At 68.3% G+C, this 17,770-nt stretch carries 15 protein-coding genes; 6 read left to right on the top strand and 9 right to left on the bottom strand.

Features of this window, described 5'->3' with window-relative positions; translation table 11 throughout:
• Positions 1-66 precede the first annotated feature (66 nt).
• On the bottom strand, positions 67-1,797 hold the full coding sequence (gene poxB, locus EJJ38_RS17285; protein ID WP_127091497.1) for a ubiquinone-dependent pyruvate dehydrogenase: 1,731 nt from the start codon (positions 1,795-1,797) through the stop codon (positions 67-69).
• A 91-nt stretch (positions 1,798-1,888) separates the two neighbouring features.
• On the opposite strand from poxB, the gene EJJ38_RS17280 reads away from it, so the two are divergent.
• Positions 1,889-3,094 carry an FUSC family protein gene (locus EJJ38_RS17280; protein WP_127091495.1) on the top strand — a complete coding sequence of 402 codons (1,206 nt, stop codon included), beginning with the start codon at positions 1,889-1,891 and terminating at the stop codon, positions 3,092-3,094.
• Between the two features lie 115 nt (positions 3,095-3,209).
• On the opposite strand, the gene EJJ38_RS17275 is transcribed toward EJJ38_RS17280, so the two are convergent.
• The 5 genes from EJJ38_RS17275 to EJJ38_RS17255 form a co-directional block, all read right to left on the bottom strand.
• Positions 3,210-3,722, bottom strand: coding sequence for a prolyl-tRNA synthetase associated domain-containing protein (locus EJJ38_RS17275; RefSeq protein ID WP_127091493.1), 513 nt, complete (start codon positions 3,720-3,722; stop codon positions 3,210-3,212).
• A 140-nt stretch (positions 3,723-3,862) separates the two neighbouring features.
• Positions 3,863-4,459: a phage tail protein gene (locus tag EJJ38_RS17270; RefSeq protein WP_127091491.1), complete on the bottom strand. Its 597-nt coding sequence runs from the start codon at positions 4,457-4,459 to the stop codon at positions 3,863-3,865.
• Between the two features lie 8 nt (positions 4,460-4,467).
• Entirely contained in the window at positions 4,468-5,019 is a 552-nt protein-coding gene (locus EJJ38_RS17265; RefSeq protein ID WP_127091489.1) for a phage tail protein, read from the bottom strand.
• Between the two features lie 6 nt (positions 5,020-5,025).
• Complete coding sequence (locus tag EJJ38_RS17260; RefSeq protein WP_205666203.1) at positions 5,026-5,613, bottom strand: phage tail protein; 588 nt, start codon at positions 5,611-5,613, stop codon at positions 5,026-5,028.
• Positions 5,614-6,193: 580 nt separating this feature from the next.
• On the bottom strand, positions 6,194-7,693 hold the full coding sequence (locus EJJ38_RS17255; RefSeq protein ID WP_127091487.1) for a phosphomannomutase/phosphoglucomutase: 1,500 nt from the start codon (positions 7,691-7,693) through the stop codon (positions 6,194-6,196).
• A gap of 250 nt (positions 7,694-7,943) precedes the next feature.
• Between EJJ38_RS17255 and putA the strand changes: the two genes are divergently transcribed.
• The 5 genes from putA to EJJ38_RS17230 all read left to right on the top strand — a co-directional run bounded on the left by putA (position 7,944) and on the right by EJJ38_RS17230 (position 14,835).
• Positions 7,944-11,792 (top strand): trifunctional transcriptional regulator/proline dehydrogenase/L-glutamate gamma-semialdehyde dehydrogenase, encoded by a 3,849-nt coding sequence (gene putA / locus EJJ38_RS17250; RefSeq protein WP_127091485.1) that lies wholly within the window; start codon positions 7,944-7,946, stop codon positions 11,790-11,792.
• A gap of 38 nt (positions 11,793-11,830) precedes the next feature.
• Positions 11,831-12,562 carry a carbonic anhydrase gene (locus EJJ38_RS17245; RefSeq protein WP_127091483.1) on the top strand — a complete coding sequence of 244 codons (732 nt, stop codon included), beginning with the start codon at positions 11,831-11,833 and terminating at the stop codon, positions 12,560-12,562.
• A gap of 215 nt (positions 12,563-12,777) precedes the next feature.
• Positions 12,778-13,485, top strand: coding sequence for a carbonic anhydrase (locus tag EJJ38_RS17240; protein WP_127091481.1), 708 nt, complete (start codon positions 12,778-12,780; stop codon positions 13,483-13,485).
• A 155-nt stretch (positions 13,486-13,640) separates the two neighbouring features.
• Positions 13,641-14,225 carry a TetR/AcrR family transcriptional regulator gene (locus EJJ38_RS17235; protein ID WP_127091479.1) on the top strand — a complete coding sequence of 195 codons (585 nt, stop codon included), beginning with the start codon at positions 13,641-13,643 and terminating at the stop codon, positions 14,223-14,225.
• Positions 14,226-14,355: 130 nt separating this feature from the next.
• Positions 14,356-14,835, top strand: coding sequence for a hypothetical protein (locus EJJ38_RS17230; protein WP_127091477.1), 480 nt, complete (start codon positions 14,356-14,358; stop codon positions 14,833-14,835).
• A gap of 28 nt (positions 14,836-14,863) precedes the next feature.
• On the opposite strand, the gene EJJ38_RS17225 is transcribed toward EJJ38_RS17230, so the two are convergent.
• The 3 genes from EJJ38_RS17225 to EJJ38_RS17215 all read right to left on the bottom strand — a co-directional run bounded on the left by EJJ38_RS17225 (position 14,864) and on the right by EJJ38_RS17215 (position 17,759).
• Entirely contained in the window at positions 14,864-15,304 is a 441-nt protein-coding gene (locus tag EJJ38_RS17225; RefSeq protein ID WP_127091475.1) for a VOC family protein, read from the bottom strand.
• A gap of 37 nt (positions 15,305-15,341) precedes the next feature.
• Complete coding sequence (locus tag EJJ38_RS17220) at positions 15,342-15,752, bottom strand: VOC family protein (protein WP_127091473.1); 411 nt, start codon at positions 15,750-15,752, stop codon at positions 15,342-15,344.
• Between the two features lie 114 nt (positions 15,753-15,866).
• Positions 15,867-17,759: a sigma 54-interacting transcriptional regulator gene (locus tag EJJ38_RS17215; protein ID WP_127091471.1), complete on the bottom strand. Its 1,893-nt coding sequence runs from the start codon at positions 17,757-17,759 to the stop codon at positions 15,867-15,869.
• Positions 17,760-17,770 lie beyond the last annotated feature (11 nt).

Genomic DNA, 17,770 nt, shown 5'->3' with positions numbered 1-17,770 from the left:
GGCTTCAGCTGTCGTGGTCCAACCGGGCGGCGCCTGCGCGGGTTCCCCCACAGGCGCAGGGGAGGCTCACTTGCGGAACAGGTTGCTCTTGGCCAGTTCCAGCAGCTCGTCGCCGCGCCCGTTCATGATGGCGCGGGCGGCATAGAGCGAGAAGCCGATGGCCTGCTCCGCTTTGATGGCGGGGGGCATCACCAGTTCCATCTTGTCGGTGACCACGTCCACGAGGGCCGGGCCGTCATGGGCGAAGGCGCGCTCCAGAGCGGGCTTCACGTCCGCCGAATCCTCCACCCGGATGCCGAGGATGCCGATGGCATTGGCCATGGCCGCGAAATCGGGATTCTGGAGGTCGGTGCCCACATTCAGGAAGCCCGCCGCCTTCATCTCCATGTCCACGAAGCCCAGCAGGCCGTTGTTGAACACGACGATCTTCACCGGCAGGTCCAGCTGGCGCAGGGAGACGATGTCGCCCATGAGCATGGTGAAGCCGCCGTCGCCGGACATGGAGACGATCTGGCGGCCGGGATAGGCGCCCTGGGCGCCGATGGCCTGGGGCATGGCATTGGCCATGGAGCCATGGATGAGCGAGCCCAGGAGCGCGCGCTTTCCGTTCATCTTCACGTAGCGGGCGGCCCACACCGTGGTCTCGCCCACGTCGCAGGTGAAGACCGCGTCCTCAGCCGCCACCTCGTCCACCATCTTGGCGAGATATTGCGGGTGGATCGCCTTCTTCGGCCCGGCGGGCACGGCCAGCGCGTCCAGGTCCTTGCGGGACGTGATGTAGTGCTTCTGCGCCGCCTTCAGGAAGTCGTCGTCGGAGCGCGGCTCCACCACCTTCAGCAGCTTCTGGAGGGTCGGCTTCACGTCGCCCACGAGGCCGAGATCGAGGCGCGAGGTACGCCGCCCGAGCACGTCCGCGCGGATGTCGATCTGCGCCACCTGCGCGTCGGTGGGATAGAATTGGCGATAGGGGAAGTCGGTGCCCACCATGAGCAGCAGGTCGGCTTCGCGCATGGCATGGTAGCCGGAGGAGAAGCCGATGAAGCCGGTCATCCCCACATCATAGGGATTGTCGAACTCCACATGCTCCTTGCCGCGCAGGGTGTGGACGATGGGCGCCTTGAGGGCCTCGGCCAGCGCCACCACCTCGTCATGGGCGCCCGCGCAGCCCGCGCCGCACAGCATGGTAATGCGCGGCGCGCCGTCCAGCATGGCGGCGAGCTTCTGGATCTCGGAATCCTCCGGCACGATCACCGGCGGCTCAATGGGCGTGAAGGTGCCGGCGGTGGAGCCGACGGCCGGGCGCAGTGCCACGTCGCCGGGAATAACGATCACGGCCACGCCCTGCTTCTGGATCGCCGTGCGCATGGCGATTTCCAGCACACGCGGCATCTGCTCCACGCTGGAGACCAGCTCGCAATAATGCGAGCATTCCCGGAACAGGTTCTCGGGATGGGTCTCCTGGAAATAGCCCGAGCCGATCTCGGGGCTGGGAATATGGGCGGCGATGGCCAGCACCGGCGTGCGGGTGCGCTGGCAGTCGAACAGGCCGTTGATGAGATGGAGGTTCCCGGGGCCGCAGCTTCCCGCGCACACCGCCAGCTTGCCGGTGAGCTGGGCTTCCGCCCCGGCGGCGAAGGCGGCCACTTCCTCGTGGCGCACATGCATCCACTTGACCGTGGGGGTCGAGCGCAGGGCATCGGTGAAGCCGTTCAGGCTGTCGCCCACCACGCCCCAGACGCGCTCCACTCCGGCGGAGGCCAGTATACGCGCCATCACATCCGCAACCCTGGGTGCCATGCCCCGCTCCTTCGTCAACGCGACTCCGAAATCGATAGCATGAGAAGATGACGAACGGCATCATCGCTTTGGGGCGAAAGGGGAGTTTGAAATGACCGGGCGGTGCGGGGCCGGGCAGGGGCTGGATACAAACGGGCAGGATCGGGAGAAGCGGGACGGACTGGCGGACCTGGAGGAGGCGGCGCTCGAAGGGGCGGCGCAGCTTCTGGAGGCGCCGCTGCGCGCCGTGGAGCGGTTCGAGCGCTCCGTCTGGGAGGATCTGAAGGCCTTCACCCTGTGGGGCGAGCGGGGGCTGGTGGCCGGGCGCGTGACGCTCGCCATCGTGGCCTCCATCCTCATCGCCCATATGCTGGGCCTCGAAATGCCGGTCTGGGCCGCCATCAGCGTGCTGCGCGTGTTCCAGAACGACAGGAACGCCACCTTGCGCCGGGGCCTGGAGCGCATCGCCGGCACGGTGCTCGGCGGCATCATCTCCTATGCCATCATGATGGACGGGAAGAATGCGGCCCTGGTCTGGGTGGCCACGGGGCTCGCCAGCGCGTTCGCCGTCTATGCCCAGGCCATCACGCGCTACAGCTACGCCTTCATCCTGGTGGGCTTCACCGTGCCGCTCATGACCTATCACGCCATGGCGTCGGAAAACCCGATCACCCACACCATCCTCATGCGCGGCGCGGAGGTGTGCCTGGGCGTGACCATCGCCACGCTGGTGGACTATCTCACCTCGCGCCGCCAGTCGGTCCGCAAGCCCTTGAAGCCGCTGTTCGGCCCGGTGGATCCCGCCTTCATCGGCCATGCCCTCACGGTGGGCATCGCGGTGACCCTGGTGCCGCTCATCTGGACCGTGTTCCACCTGCCGGGCTTCGACCAGACGCCCATCACCGCCTTCATCGTGGTGAGCGCGGCCCGCGAGGGCATCGGCTGGAAGTCGCTCAACCGCATCGTGGGCTGCGCGCTCGGGGCCATTGTGGGGCTCTCGGGCGTGGCGCTGGTGGGGGATGCGGGCTACCTGCCGTGGCTCGCCTTCCTCACTCTGGGGCTGTTCCTGTTCACCCAGGTCTGCCACGGCGGCAGCATCGTCTCCTATACCGGCGTTCAGGCGGGCATCTGCTTCCTGCTGATCTTCGTGCAGGAGCCCATTCCCCATGTGGATCCCGCCGAGGGCACGGCGCGCATGTGGGGCGTGGTGGGCGGCATCCTTCTGGTGATGCTGGTGGGCCTCGCCACCTGGCCCATCCGCCGCCGCATCACCCAGGCGGTGAACGAGCACCGCCTCGCCCATGAGAAGGCGGAATAGCTCGCGCCGCATAGCGTTTTCGAGCGAAGTGTGAAGCGGTTCGCGTGACGGAAACGCGGAAAAACAAAGAGAGTGAGCGTTTCAGCATTTCCGTGAAAAGCTGAAACGCTCTCGCTCACGCCGTCTGCGGCGCGGCGTCGAGCGTGAGGCGCTGGGGCGTGTGCCCGGTCAGCGCCAGGAAGGCGAGCAGCGCGTCCGGCGTGAGGGCGGTGGTCTTCTCATTGGTGAGCGGATGGCAGTTCACCAGCGGCGCGGCCAGCAGCGCCGCCTCGATCACCACCGTCACCGCGTGATTGTGGTCGTTCAGGGCGGCCAGCAGCGTCACCGAGCCGGGCAGCACGCCCAGCTTCTCGAACAGCGCTTCGGCCGAGCCGAAGGACAGCCCGCCCTTGGCCCCGATGAGCGGGCGCAGGGCCTTCAGGTCCACCGGCGTCTCCTCGCCGAGGGTGACGAGGAAGTAGTTCTTCTTCGAGTCCCGCAGGAACAAATTCTTGGTGTGCGCGCCGGGGATGTCGCCCCGCAGCAGCTTGGACTCCGCGACCGTGTGCAGCGGGGCATGGTCGTAGGTGGTCGCCGCGATGCCGTTGTCCTGAAGGAAGGCGAGCAGGGCGGCGGGCGTGGCGGGCATGGGGATATCCGTCGAAAGGGCAAGGCGGCGCCGGATGGCGAGCGCCCCGCTGTGGCGACCACTCCTATACGATGGGGTGGTCCGCCGGCGAATGCCTCCTGACGTGCGATCGACCGCCATCACGACAGGAGCCGTCCCCATCAGATCTCCGGCGGCGCGTCCTCGGCGAAGGGATAATTGCCGCTGACGCAGATATACGGCGCCAGGGCGAGGTAGGGCTGACGGTTCTCATGGGCCTGCGAGCCGCCGGTTTCGGCGAGCGTGCGTGGGTCCATGGTCTCGGTCTCGAATTCCGGCGCGACCAGATAGGCGTTGACCACCGCGATGGCGCCGGTGGTGTTGTCCAGATAGCGGCCGGGCCATGACGTGGCGGTGGGGGCGGACTTGAACGCGCTCTGATGCGAGGTGTAGCTGATCCCCCGCGTGCCGATGGAATGGGCGTGCGCCGGCAGTTCGGAGGGGTCGAGGGTGACCCGCTCCGTGCCCAGGCGGTCCCCCCGCGCGACCGGCATGGCGCCCTGGGCCGCTCCCGCGCCGATGGGCGCGCGCCCCCGCAGGTCCGGTATGGCGAAGGTGCTCGGGCTGGAGAAATTCGTGAAGGCGGTGCCGATGACCGAGTAGAGGGTCTGGTACTGCGCGATGGACAGGACCTGCCCGTTGCAGGGCAGCCAGCCGTCCGGCGATTTGTGCCTGTAGGGAAAAAACCTGATTTCACCGACGAAGGCATCGGAGATCATGGCGAACCTCACTTCATCTCGAAATTGGGGGAGGGAAAATCGCCGGACAGGCAGATGAGGTAGGACAGGCCAAGGCACGGCATGAGGTTGTTGTGCGGGGTGTTGTCCCCCACCTCCCGCACGGCGGAGCCCCTGAGGAGGGCCAGGGTCGTTCCGGTGGCCGGAGGCTCGAGATAGAAATAGGCATGGTTCGGCACCGCGGCCGCCACCGCGCCGGGAGGGGCGGTCGGCGTGGTCTGCACGGCGGTGCTGGCCTGGAAGGCATGGTTATGCCGGGGCATCTGATCGCTCACGAGGGCGACGGTGTCGTTTCCCCCCGTCGCGCCGACGGTGGCGGGAATGACATCGTCCCCGCGGCTCTGGGCGGCGCGGCCCACCGCCACCCGGCCGCGCAGGTCGGGCAGGGCGAAGGTCGTCCTGCCATCGCCGCCGAAGCGGTTCCCCAGCAGAGCGTAGAGCGCCTGATAGTATTGGATGGGAAGGATCCTGCCATCGCACGGCGCCCAGTCTCTGGGCACCACGTTGCCCGCATAGAGGATGATCTGTCCGATATAGGCCATGGTGGCTCATCCCTCCGGATAGAGGCCGGTGGTGGCGATGAAATATCCCAGCACGAGGAAGGGCTGCACGTTGTCGTGCGCCGCCGCCCGTCCCTCCGGGTCGAGGGGATCCACATGGCCGGCGGGGGTCACGACGTTCGGGTCCAGGGAGACGAGGTCCCCGGCTCCCGTCTGGAAGAGCGGCTTGGTCGTGCCGGTGGAGCCGGGCGCTTTCGGCATGGCGAAGAAGGCGTCGGTGGGATTTCCGGTGGCCCCGGCGCTGCGCACCGCCCGCACCCCGTGGCTATGGACCGGCAGTTCCCGCGCGGCGAGCCGGACCCGCTCCACGCCGCCGGACTGGCCGAGGGCATAGGTGTCGCCCGCGCCCGCGGCCGTGGTGAGCTGGCCCAAGCCGAGGGGCGTGCGTCCGCGCAGGTCCGGGAGCTTGAATGTGCTCCGCCCGTCGCCGCCATAGGTGGTGCCGATCAGGGAGAAGAGGGCTTGGTATGAATAGATGCCCAGCAATTGCCCCTCGCAGGGCAGCCAGCCCGACGGAGCCCAATCGTCGGCATAAGGAAAAAGGCGAATTTCCCCCAGGTACCAATCCTCTTCCATCAGCCCCTCCGATCTACTGTTGTACCTCTGGCGGCCGAGCGGCAGGTTGACGGAGGGGAATTTGCGTGTCAATTCATAGGTTGCAATTTTTGCCTGTATCTAAAATATATCACTTCCCTGGCAAATGAATTCTCTGCGCGATGGTTGAGGTTGTCGGTTCAATGGCGTCTACACCAGTGTCGATCCATCCTTCAGACTCTGTCGGATCAATAGATTCTGGTCGTCAGAGGCCGAACGATGCTCAAGCGCAAAATGGCCCGATCGCACGTCTGCCATGGACGCCGCCGGTCTATTCGGAATTATTGGTTTCGGAAAGCCGTATTGGTGCCGAGAGCGGAGCCGATGCCACGGGCTGGGGCTCCTGAACAGGCCGTATGGGTGCGCGAAGGCGGCGGATCGCCGGCCGCCGGCGGCTTCGATGCCGGGGATCGTCCCGGGCCGGTTTCTCCGAGTCCGGCATCCTGAAAGTCCGGCAACGCCGATGTGACGGGCAGGCGGGGCGCGCCCGCCCATGGCGCGTCTCTCTCTCGCGCGGTCCGGCCGGGATGAAAGGCGCACCCGTTTCCAGGTGCGCCCTCGATCAGATCTTCTGGTTGTATTCGCCGACCTCGGGGAAGGTGCGCAGCACGCTGTCCATGGCCTCGAACATCTCGCGCATGCGGCCTTCCGAGACCGGGCTCTCCACCACCACCACCAGTTCCGGCTTGTTGGAGGAGGCGCGCACCAGGCCCCAGGAGCCGTCCTCCGTGGTGACACGCACGCCGTTCACGGTGACGAGGTCGCGGATCTTCTGGCCGGTCACCAGTGCGCCCTGCGCCGCCAGATCCTCGAAATGCTTCACCACCTGCGCGACGATGCCGTACTTGGCCTCGTCCGGGCAGTGGGGCGACATGGTGGGCGAGGACCAGGTCTTGGGCAAAGCCTGCCGCAGCTGCGAGAGCTTCTTGCCGGGGTTGCGGTCCAGCATGTCCAATATGGCGATGGCGGAGACGAGGCCGTCATCATAGCCGCGCCCCACGGGGGCGTTGAAGAAATAGTGGCCGGACTTCTCGAAGCCCACCAGCGCGCCGGTCTCGTTCACCCGGCGCTTCATGTAGGAATGGCCGGTCTTCCAATAGTCCGCCTTCACGCCCAGCTTGATCAGCTCGGGGTCGGTGGCAAACAGGCCCGTGGACTTCACGTCCACCACGAAGGTGGCGCCGGGATGGAGCTTGGCGAGGTCGCGGGCGAGCATCACGCCCATCTTGTCGGCGAAGATCTCCTCGCCCTCGTCATCCACCACGCCGCAGCGGTCGCCGTCGCCGTCGAAGCCCAGCGCCACGTCCGCCTTGTGGGCGAGCACCGCGTCGCGCATGGCATGGAGCATCTCCATGTCCTCGGGATTGGGATTGTACTTGGGGAAGGAATGGTCGAGGTCGGTGTCCAGCGGGATCACCTCGCAGCCCAGCGCTTCCAGCACCTGGGGCGCGAAGGCGCCGGCCGTGCCGTTGCCGCAGGCGCACACCACCTTGATGGGGTGCTTCAGCTTGGGCCGGTCGGTGAGGTCCTTGAAGTAGGTGGCGGGGAAATCCTCCACGAACACATAGGCGCCGCCGCCGCGCAGGTCGAACTTCGCGCCGAGCACGATGTCCTTCAGGCGGGTCATCTCGTCGGGGCCGAAGGTGAGGGGGCGGTTCACGCCCATCTTCACGCCGGTCCAGCCATTGTCGTTATGGGAGGCGGTGACCATGGCCACGGCGGGCACGTCCAGCGCGAACTGGGCGAAATAGGCCATGGGCGACATGGCGAGGCCGATATCGTGCACCTTGATGCCCGCCGCCATGAGGCCGGAGGCGAGGGCATATTTGATGGAGGCGGAATAGCCCCGGAAGTCGTGGCCGGTGACGATCTCCGGGCGCACCTTCATCTCATGCATCAAGGTGCCGAGGCCCATGCCCAGCGCCTGAATGCCCATCAGGTTGATTTCCTTCTGGAACAGCCAGCGCGCGTCATATTCCCGGAAGCCCGTGGGCTTCACCATGGGCTCGGACTCATACGCATAGGTGTTCGGCACGAGGGACGGCTTCGGCGTCGGGAACATGAACGGCCTCTCCGCTGGGCGGGATAGTCTGGCGAAAGCCCGATAGCATGGAATTGCGGCACGCAATATGCGGCGCAGCCCAAGTTTGATTCAGGTTTCATGCGGGTTCGGGATGGGTCGGGCTCCGTGCCCGCCACAATGCGCCGCGGGGGACAAAAGTTCCGACAGGGCGCGCACGGCGGTATCGAGTGTCCGGCCCTTTACGGGTTGTCCTTCTCTGATAAGAAAGGTGCAACCGGGAGGGCTTGATATGGCAACCACCATTGGCGTGAAGGTTGACGAGGCGCTGCGCGAGCGGCTGCGGGTGGCGGCGGAGCGGCATGGGCGCACGCCGCACTGGCTCGCCAAGCAGGCCATCCTCTCTCTGCTCGACACGCTGGAGGCGGGCGGCGGTGCCGACCTCTCCCAGCCCGATGCCAGCCTTGCCCATCTGCTGGCCGCCGCCCCGCCCGCCATGCCGTTCCTGGATTTCGCCCGCTCGGTGCAGCCGGAAAGCCTGCTGCGCGGGCGCATCACCTCCGCCTATCGCCTGCCGGAAGAGCAATGCGTGCCGCCTCTGGTGGCCGAAGCGGGCCTTGCCGGGCCGGAGACCACGGCCCGCGCCCGCGATCTGGCGCAGGCGGTGCGCGACAAGGCGGGGCGCGGCGCGGTGGAGGCGCTGATCCGCGAATATGACCTCTCCAGCCAGGAGGGGGTGGCGCTCATGTGCCTCGCGGAGGCGCTGCTGCGCATTCCCGACCGGGCGACACGCGACGCGCTGATCCGCGACAAGGTGGGCAAGGGCGACTGGGCGGCCCATCTCGGCCAGAGCCGCTCCGTGTTCGTGAATGCCGCCACCTGGGGGCTTCTCGTCACCGGCGCGCTCACCGCCACCTCCAGCGAGACGGGGCTCACCGCCGCGCTCACCCGGCTGGTGGGGCGCAGCGGGGAGCCGGTGATCCGCGCGGGCGTGGACATCGCCATGCGCATGATGGGCGAGCAGTTCGTGACCGGCCAGACCATCGCCGAGGCGCTGGCCAACGCCCGGCGCATGGAAGCCAAGGGCTTCCGCCATTCCTACGACATGCTGGGCGAGGCGGCGGTGACCGAGGCCGACGCGCAGCGCTATTTTGCTGCCTATGAGCAGGCCGCCCATGCCATCGGCAAGGCGGCGGCCCGGCGCGGCATCTATGAGGGGCCGGGCATCTCCATCAAGCTGTCCGCGCTCCATCCCCGCTATCAGCGCGGCCAGCGCGAGCGCGTGCTGGCGGAATTGCTGCCCCGCGCCGCCGCCTTGGCGCGCATCGCCAGGAGCCACGATATCGGCTTCAACATCGATGCCGAGGAGGCGGACCGGCTCGATTTGTCGCTGGACCTCTTGGAGGCGCTGGCCCTCGACCCCGCGCTTGCCGACTGGAACGGCCTCGGCTTCGTCATCCAGGCCTATCAGAAGCGCGCGCCCTTCGTGATCGACTTCGTGATCGATCTCGCCCGCCGCGCCCGCCGCCGCATCATGGTGCGCCTCGTGAAGGGGGCCTATTGGGATTCGGAGATCAAGCGCGCGCAGGTGGACGGGCTGGAGGGCTTCCCGGTCTATACCCGCAAGCTGCACACGGATGTCGCCTATCTCGCCTGCGCCCGGCGGTTGCTGGCGGCGCCGGACGCGGTCTTCCCTCAGTTCGCCACCCACAATGCGCAGACCCTGTCCGCCATCATCACGGCGGCGGGGCCGGATTATTATCCCGGCCAGTACGAGTTCCAGTGCCTCCACGGCATGGGCGAGCCGCTCTATGAGGAGGTGGTGGGCCGCGAGAAGCTGAACCGGCCGTGCCGCATCTATGCCCCGGTGGGCAGCCACGAGACGCTGCTGGCCTATCTGGTGCGCCGCCTGTTGGAGAACGGCGCCAATTCCTCCTTCGTGCACCGCATCGCGGACGCCGCCGTGCCGCTGGACGCGCTGGTGGCGGACCCGGTGGCCGAGGCCGCCGCGCTCACGCCCATGGGCGCGCCCCATCCGCACATTCGCCTGCCGCGCCACCTGTTCCCGGACGGGCGGCTGAATTCGGAAGGGCTGGATTTTTCCAGCGAGCAGCGCCTTGCCTCGCTCGCGGTCTCGCTTCTCTCAACCGCGCGCGATCCCGTGCATGCGGCGCCGGTGCTCGCGGGCGGTCCCCGGCCGGAAGAGGGGCGGGCGGTGCGCAATCCCGCCGACTTGCGGGACGAGGTGGGTCGCGTCACCGAGGCGGCGCCGGAGCTTGCGGCGGAAGCCGTGCGCGAGGCGCAAACGCTGGGTGCCACATGGTCCGCCACGCCCCCCACGGAGCGGGCCGCCTGCCTGCGTCGCGCCGCCGATTTGCTGGAAGCGCGCATGCCCGCCTTGCTGGGGCTCATCGTGCGCGAGGCGGGCAAGACGCTCCCCAATGCGGTGGGCGAGGTGCGCGAGGCGGTGGATTTCCTGCGCTATTATGCCGGGCAGGCGGAAACCTTCGACAATGACACGCACCGACCCCTCGGCCCGGTGGTCTGCATCAGCCCCTGGAATTTCCCCCTCGCCATCTTCACGGGGCAGGTGGCCGCAGCGCTCGCTGCCGGAAACCCGGTGATCGCCAAGCCCGCCGAGGAGACGCCGCTCATCGCCGCCGCCGCCGTGGAGATCTTGCAGGCGGCGGGCCTGCCGCCCGGCGCCCTCGCGCTGCTGCCCGGCGACGGCGCGGTGGGCGCCGCCTTGGTGGCGGAGCCGGGCGTGTGCGGCGTTCTGTTCACCGGCTCCACGGAGGTGGCGCGGCTCATCCGCCGGACCCTCGCAGCGCGCCTGGGGCCGGACGGGTGCCCGGTTCCGCTGGTGGCCGAGACCGGCGGGCAGAATGCGCTGGTGGTGGATTCCTCCGCTCTGCCCGAGCAGGTGGTGGCGGATGTGCTCGCCTCCGCCTTCGATTCCGCCGGGCAGCGCTGCTCGGCCCTGCGCATCCTGTGCCTGCAGGAGGAGACGGCGGAACGCACCCTCGCCATGCTGAAGGGGGCCCTGGCGGAAATGCGGGTGGGCGATCCCGCATACCTGTCCACCGATGTGGGGCCGATCATCAGCGGCGAGGCGCGGGACACCATCCTCGCCCATGTGGCGGCCATGGCGCAGAAGGGCCACGGGGTGACGCAGGCCGCTTTGCCGGAGGCCGCCCGCCACGGCACCTTCGTGCCGCCCACCCTCATCGAGATCGGCCATGTCGGCGAACTGAAGCGGGAGGTGTTCGGCCCCGTGCTCCATGTGGTGCGCTATGCCCGGGCCGAGCGGGACGCGCTGGTGGATGCGCTCAACGCCACCGGCTACGGCCTGACCTTCGGGCTTCATACCCGCATAAACGAGACCATCGCGGACGTGTCCGCGCGCATCGCGGCGGGCAATCTCTATGTGAACCGCAACCTCATCGGCGCGGTGGTGGGCGTGCAGCCCTTCGGCGGCATGAACCTCTCCGGCACCGGGCCGAAGGCGGGCGGGCCGCTCTATCTGCGCCGCCTGCTGACCGTGCGCCCGCCGGTGGCGTCCGAAGGCGGCGTGGCGGACCCGGCGGCGCTGGCCCTCGCCGATCATCTGGCGGCGTCCGGCGATGCGGCGGCGGCGGCGCGCTGCCGGGCGCTGGCGGAACGGGGCGCGCGGTCGGCGGAGCGGCACCTGCCCGGCCCGGTGGGCGAGGACAATGTCTATTCCCTCCACGCGCGCGGCACGGTCCTGTGCGTGGCGGCGACGCCGCTGGGGCTGGCGCTCCAACTGGGCACCGCTCTCGCCACGGGAAATACAGCGCTCGTGGATGCCGGTCCTGCGGTGGGAGACGCCCTGGCGCGCCTGCCCGTGTCCCTCTCCGGGCGCGTCCGGCGGCTCGGGCCGGGAGAGCGGGCGAACGCGGCGTTCGATGCCGTTCTGTTCGAGGGCGACAGCGACGCGCTGCTGACCCTCGACGGTGAGATCGCCGCGCGGGAAGGCCCCATCCTGGCGGTCCACGGCCTTGCGGCGGGTGAACTGGCGGCGGGGGCCGACTATCCGCTGGAATGGCTGCTGCACGAGCAGGTGGTTTCCACCAACACCGCGGCGGCGGGCGGCAATGCGAGCCTGATGGCGCTGGTGTGACGGTGCTATGGTGCGTCTGATCCAGGGGGAGGGACATCATGTGCGCGCGATGCGGGACGCTCAGTCGTCGGGCGGTGGTCACGGGGGCAGCGGCCCTGGCGGGCAGCCTGTTCTGCGGCGGCCTCGCCCGCGCCGAACTGCGCGAGCCGGTGCCGCCGCCCAATGCCATCGCGCCCCTGGCGGCGCTGGAAAAGCTGCGGAAGGGCAATGAGCGCTATGTGCGCAACCGGCCCATCCAGAAAAGCTTCTCGGTGGATGTCTATGCGCGGGCGAAGAAGCAGTTTCCGTTCGCCTGCATCCTGAGCTGCGCGGATTCCCGCGTGGCGCCCGAGCTGGTCTTCGACCAGCGGCCGGGCGAGCTGTTCGTGGTGCGGGTGGCGGGCAATGTGGTGGACGAGTATGGCGTCGCCAGCCTCGAATATGCGGTGAAGATGCTCGGCGTGCCGCTCATCGTGGTCATGGGCCATACCGGCTGCGGCGCGGTCGCGGCAGCCATCGAGATGGTGGAAGAGAAGGTGGCGTTTCCCGGCTCCCTGCCGCGCCTCGTGGATGCGCTCCGCCCGGCCGTGGCGCAGGCCCGCGCGCAGATCGGCACGCAGACGGGCAGCGATCTCCTGACGGCGGCGGTGGAGGCCAATGCGCGGATCAATGCGAACCGGCTGCGGGCCTCCAAGCCGGTGATCGGGGCGACGCTGGAAGCGGGAAAGCTCGCCGTGGTGCCCGCCCTCTACACGTTGGCCACGGGCCGGTTTTCCGTCCTGACGGCCTGAGAGGAAAATTAGGTGCCCGGCTCATTATCCGGGCGTGACCATTGCGGCGGTCGCCGAGGCGCGACCGGGCGCTTCATGGGGCGCCGTCTCAATGTGAAGCGTCTGGTAAAGTTCCAGTTTTCCCGCCCGCAACCTCGTGCCAAAGATACGGTGCCTTGAACCTTCGGGCGATATCCGCCCAGGCGGGCTTCTCCTTTGACGTGAGGACTACGGCCGTGTGTGAAAATCATGGGTTCGGATTGTCCCGGCGCGGCTTTCTTGCCGCGGGTGCTGCGGTGGCGCTTTCCGGCGGGGTGACCCTGCCGGCTGTGGCGCAGACCGCCCCCAATGCCATTGCGCCCGATGCGGCGCTGAAGCGCCTCATGGAGGGCAATGCCCGCTATGTGGCGAACACGCCCAACCAGAAGGACATGTCGGCGGGCCGGGCGGCGCGCGCTTCCGCCCAGTTTCCGTTCGCCGCCATCCTGAGCTGCGCGGATTCCCGCGTGGCGCCGGAACTGGCCTTCGACGAGGGGCCGGGCGAACTGTTCGTGGTGCGGCTCGCCGGGAATTTCGTGAATACGGACGGCCTCGCCAGCCTGGAATTCGGTGCGAAAATCCTGGGCACGCCGCTCATCATGGTGCTCGGCCACAGCAATTGCGGGGCGGTGGACGCGGCCATCAACGTGCTGAAGGACAATGCCAAGCTGCCCGGCCACCTGCCGGACCTGGTCAAGTCCATCAAGCCGGCGGTGGAAAAGGCGAAGGCGCAGAAGCCGGCCAACCTGCTGGATGCGTCCATCGCCGCCAATGTGGTGCTCAATGTGCAGCGGCTGAAGACCGCCCGCCCCATCCTCTCCAAGATGGTGGCGGACGGAAAGGTGCAGGTGGTGGGCGCGGTCTATGACCTGTCCACCGGCAAGGTGAACCTCCTGGCCTCCTGAGCGGACGCCCCCTCGCACGGGGGCATCGCCTGAACATCCACGCCCCGGCCGTCGCGGCGCCCCATTGCGCGGGCGTCGCGCCGGTCTTTCCGGGCGGCGGCGGCAAGCGGTGTATCAGGACTTGTGTGCCTACCTATTAGAAGGTAAGTAGGCGCATGGGCGCTCCTTCGACCACAGCAGACACCATACTGAGCTGCGCGCACACGCTCCTCATGGCGGGTGGGTATAACGGCTTCAGCTATGCCGACATCTCCAAGGTGGTGGGCATTCGCAATGCGAGCATTCACCACCACTTTCCCAGCAAGGTGGATCTCGTCCGCACCCTCGTCGTCCGGTATCGCGAGGCCGCGATTGAAGGGCTGGCCCAACTGGAGCGGAGCGTGCCGGCCCCGGCGGACCAATTGCGTGCCTATGTGGGCTATTGGCAGGCCTGCATCGCCGATGGGAGCGCCCCTTTCTGTATCAACGCCCTCCTGGCAAGTCAGGCGCCGGTGCTTCCCGAGGACATCGTGCGGGAGGTGCGCGCGCATTTTCAGGTCGTGTCGTCCTGGCTGGCGGAGGTCTTGCGGCGCGGCGCGGCGGCGGGCGCGCTGACGCTGCGTGATACGCCGGAGGTGGAGGCGGAAATTCTGCTCTCGGCCGTCCATGGCGCCATGCTGTCGGCCCGCGCTTACGGCAAGCCTGAAACCTATCCCCTCATTCTGCGTCCTCTGTTGGACCGGCTCACGTCCAAAGGCTGACGGGGCCGGCCCGTCGCGTCCGTGTTCGCATGCCCTGGCTAACTATCAACTAGTAGGTAGATGCGTCGGCCGTCACCTCTCTGCCGTCGGACCCCGCATCCTGCCGTCCTTCCTGAAAAGGATCAGGCCCATGTTCGGCATCTCCCCCCTCGGCTGGCTGCACACCCTCGGCAGCCTGCCCGCCATCCCCGTCGCGCTCTACATGTTCGCGCGGTACGGGCGCATCGTGCCGCGATCCCCGGCGGGCGTGGTCTATTTTGTCTCCATGGTCATCGGCGCCGTGACCGTGTTCCTTGTGGCCCATCAGCCGGTGAGCGGCGTCATCGGCGCGGTCACGCTCCTGGTTCTCATCGCTGGATACGGGGTCGGGCGCATTCCCGGCCTGCCGCGCGCGGCGCGCTATGTGGAGACGGTGTGCCTCAGCCTGAGCGCTTTCCTTCTCATGGTGCCCGCCGTGTCGGAAACGCTGCGCCGCGTTCCGGACGGTCACCCTCTGGTGACGCAGATGGGCGCCCCGCTTCTGGTGGGCGCCCAACTCACGCTTCTGGCCCTGCTCGTGGTCGGCCTGACCGCCCAGATCATCCATCTGCGCAGGACGAAGACGGTCTAGGTTGACCGACAGTCACGCCCCGCCGCCCTCACGCGGGCGCGGCGACCACCACCATCCAGCCGAGCCCGAACCGGTCAGCCAGCATGCCGAAGGCGGGCGAGAAGAAGGTGGCGGCCAGCGGCATCTGCACGGTGCCGCCCTCCGCCAGCGCCGCGAACACGCGCTCCGCCTCCGCAAGATCAGCCACGGTGAGCGAGAGGGCCATGCCCTTGAAGTCCGCCGTGCCCTGGCACAGGCCGTCGGAGAGCATCACCACGCTGTTGCCGATGCGCAGGCTGGCATGGAGGATCTTGTGGGCGGGCGGCGGAGCCGCCCCCTCGGGCATGGCGCAGCCTGCCGGTTCTTCCGGCATGGGCGGCGCTTCGGAGAAGCGCATCATCATCTCCACCTGCGCGCCGAGGGTGCGCACATAGAATTCGATGGCCTCTTCCGCGCGGCCTTCGAGGGAGAGATAGGGCTGGACGAGCATGTGGGTGTCTCCGGTGAGATAAGGGGATGGCCGGCGTTCAGGCCGGGGTCTGGGGCGGCATGGCGCCCATGAAGAAGACTTCCCAGAGATGCCCGTCCGGGTCCTCGAAGCTGTGCTGGTACATGAAGCCGTAATCCTTCGCCGGGCGCGGGGAGCGGCCTCCGGCGGCGATGGCGGCGGACACCATGGCATCCACCGCTTCGCGGTCCTTCACGGACAGCGCGTTGATCACCTGGATATGGGTCTTGGTGTCCAGGATGGCCTTGTCCGTGAAGCCCGAGAAGAAGGGCTTGGTGAGCAGCATGACGAAGGCATGCTCGCCCAGCACGAGGCAGGCGGCATCGTCATTGGTGAACTGGGGATTGAAGGAGAAGCCCAGCTTCTCCCAGAACGCCTTGGCCACGGGAAGGTCCGCGACCGGAAGGTTGACGAAGATCTGATCCACCATAGCGTGCCCTCTCCTTGCGCGGCGTGGTTCCGACGCCGGAGCGTGGCCGCCATGATGTGAAGACGGGCCTGCGTCCGGCGTTCCGACACGCCTTCCGCAAAAAATATCATGGCTTCAGGACGGGCGCGTGATCCCCAGCGTCTTCATGCGGGAGGCGAGGGTGGTGGGCTTCAGGCCGAGCCGCTCCGCCGCCCCGCCGGGGCCGGAGACCCGTCCGCCCGCCGCTTCCAGGGCGGCGAGGATGCTCGCCTTCATGCGCGCCCGCCGCTCGTCCTCCGTCTCCACCGCCGGCTGCTGGGCGGGCGCGGAGCGGGCGGGGGCGGGGCGCTCGGTGCGGGGCAGGTCGATCATCACCCGTCCGCCGCGCGCCAGGATGATGCCCCGCTCCATGACGTTCTGCAGCTCGCGCACATTGCCCGGCCAGTCATAGGCGGCGAGGCGCTGCATATCCCCCTCGCTCAGCTGGAGGGCGCCATGGGCGGGCTTGCGCAGGGAGACGAGGAAATGGAGCGCCAGCAGGGGGATATCCTCGCGCCGCTCGCGCAAGGGGGCGGACTCCACGGGCATCACGTTGAGGCGGTAGAAGAGATCCTCGCGGAAGCGCCCGGCATGCACCTCGGCCCTGAGGTCGCGATTGGTGGCGGCGATGATGCGCACGTCCACGGAGCGGGTGCGCTCCTCGCCCACCCGCTCGAACTGCCCCTCCTGCAGCACGCGCAGCAGCTTGCTCTGAAGCTCCAGGGGAATTTCCCCCACCTCGTCCAGGAACAGGGTGCCGCGGTCGGCCAGCTCGAACCGGCCGATGCGGTCGCGCAGCGCGCCGGTGAACGACCCCTTGGCATGGCCGAAGAATTCGCTCTCGAACAATTCGCGCGGGATGGCCGCGCAATTCACCCGGATCAGCGGGCGCTGGTTGCGCTCGCTGGCCTCGTGGATGGCGCGCGCGATCAGCTCCTTGCCGGTGCCGCTCTCGCCGGTGATGAGCACGGTCGCCTCGGTGGGGGCCACCAATTCCACCTGGCGCAGCACCTTCTGGACGGCGGCGGAGCGGCCGATAATGCCGCTATGGCTGGTCTCGGCGCGGATCTCCTCCTGGAGATAGGCATTCTCCAGTTCCAGCCGCTTGCGCAGGCTGTCCACCTCGTCGAGCGCGAGGCGCAATTGCTCGTGGGCCTCGCGCTTCTGGGTCACGTCCCGGAACACCACCACGGCGCCGATGAGCACGCCCCGGTCGCGCAGCGGGGTGGAAGTGTATTCCACCCAGACCGGCTTGCCCGAGCGGTGCCAGAACACGTCATTGTCCACCCGGTGCACGATCCCGTCCCGGAAGGCCGCATAGATGGGGCATTGCTCGTGGGGGAAGTGGGAGCCGTCCGGGTGGTGATGGTGCACCATGGCGTGCATGTCCCGGCCGATCATGGCCTCGGCGGTCCAGCCCAGGATCTGCTCGGCGGCGGGATTGACGAAGGTGGTCTTGCCCTCAGTGTTCACGCCGTAAATGCCCTCGCCCACGGCGCCCAGCAGCAGGCGGTTCTCCCGCTCGATGTCGCGGAAGGCGCGCTCCACGCGCTGCCATTCGGCGACGCCCTCGCGCATGAAGCTCTCGGCGTCCGCATCGATGTCGCGCCGCGCGCGGGCGTCCAGGTCGCAGAGGGTCAGGATGAGGCGGGGGCCGCGCGGCGTGTTGGCGATGGTGCCGGCGCATTCCACCCGCAGCGCCGTGCCGTCCGCGCGCCGGGGTGAGAGGGAGCGTGTCCAATAGGTGCCGTGGGCCTGCACGGCCTGGGTGAAGACCACCAGGGCCGAGGCCTGCCCGGGATGCAGGTCGAAGATCTGCATGGCCTTGAGGCGGCTTCGGTCATGGCCGGTGAGCCGGGCCGCCGCGCCGTTGGCATCCACGATGGCGCCCGTATCCAGGTCGATGGCGAGCTGGGCCTCGATGCCGCCGTCGAAGGCCGGGCCGAACGGGCCGGCATGGGCGGCGGCAAGGGAAGGGGCGGGGGGCACGGCGTCTCCTC

This window comes from Aquabacter cavernae (assembly GCF_003993795.1).
Taxonomy (GTDB): domain Bacteria; phylum Pseudomonadota; class Alphaproteobacteria; order Rhizobiales; family Xanthobacteraceae; genus Aquabacter; species Aquabacter cavernae.
Note: the sequence above shows the minus strand (reverse complement) of the source record. Positions and strands in the feature narration are given on the sequence as shown.

Bases quoted from the DNA above. Each gene is read 5' to 3' on its own strand.
- poxB (WP_127091497.1), bottom strand. From the start codon at position 1,797: ATGGCACCCAGGGTTGCGGATGTGATGGCGCGTATACTGGCCTCCGCC.
- EJJ38_RS17280 (WP_127091495.1), top strand. From the start codon at position 1,889: ATGACCGGGCGGTGCGGGGCCGGGCAGGGGCTGGATACAAACGGGCAG.
- putA (WP_127091485.1), top strand. From the start codon at position 7,944: ATGGCAACCACCATTGGCGTGAAGGTTGACGAGGCGCTGCGCGAGCGG.
- EJJ38_RS17265 (WP_127091489.1), bottom strand. From the start codon at position 5,019: ATGGCCTATATCGGACAGATCATCCTCTATGCGGGCAACGTGGTGCCC.
- EJJ38_RS17260 (WP_205666203.1), bottom strand. From the start codon at position 5,613: ATGGAAGAGGATTGGTACCTGGGGGAAATTCGCCTTTTTCCTTATGCC.
- EJJ38_RS17255 (WP_127091487.1), bottom strand. From the start codon at position 7,693: ATGTTCCCGACGCCGAAGCCGTCCCTCGTGCCGAACACCTATGCGTAT.
- EJJ38_RS17230 (WP_127091477.1), top strand. From the start codon at position 14,356: ATGTTCGGCATCTCCCCCCTCGGCTGGCTGCACACCCTCGGCAGCCTG.
- EJJ38_RS17220 (WP_127091473.1), bottom strand. From the start codon at position 15,752: ATGGTGGATCAGATCTTCGTCAACCTTCCGGTCGCGGACCTTCCCGTG.
- EJJ38_RS17235 (WP_127091479.1), top strand. From the start codon at position 13,641: ATGGGCGCTCCTTCGACCACAGCAGACACCATACTGAGCTGCGCGCAC.
- EJJ38_RS17270 (WP_127091491.1), bottom strand. From the start codon at position 4,459: ATGATCTCCGATGCCTTCGTCGGTGAAATCAGGTTTTTTCCCTACAGG.
- EJJ38_RS17275 (WP_127091493.1), bottom strand. From the start codon at position 3,722: ATGCCCGCCACGCCCGCCGCCCTGCTCGCCTTCCTTCAGGACAACGGC.
- EJJ38_RS17225 (WP_127091475.1), bottom strand. From the start codon at position 15,304: ATGCTCGTCCAGCCCTATCTCTCCCTCGAAGGCCGCGCGGAAGAGGCC.
- EJJ38_RS17245 (WP_127091483.1), top strand. From the start codon at position 11,831: ATGTGCGCGCGATGCGGGACGCTCAGTCGTCGGGCGGTGGTCACGGGG.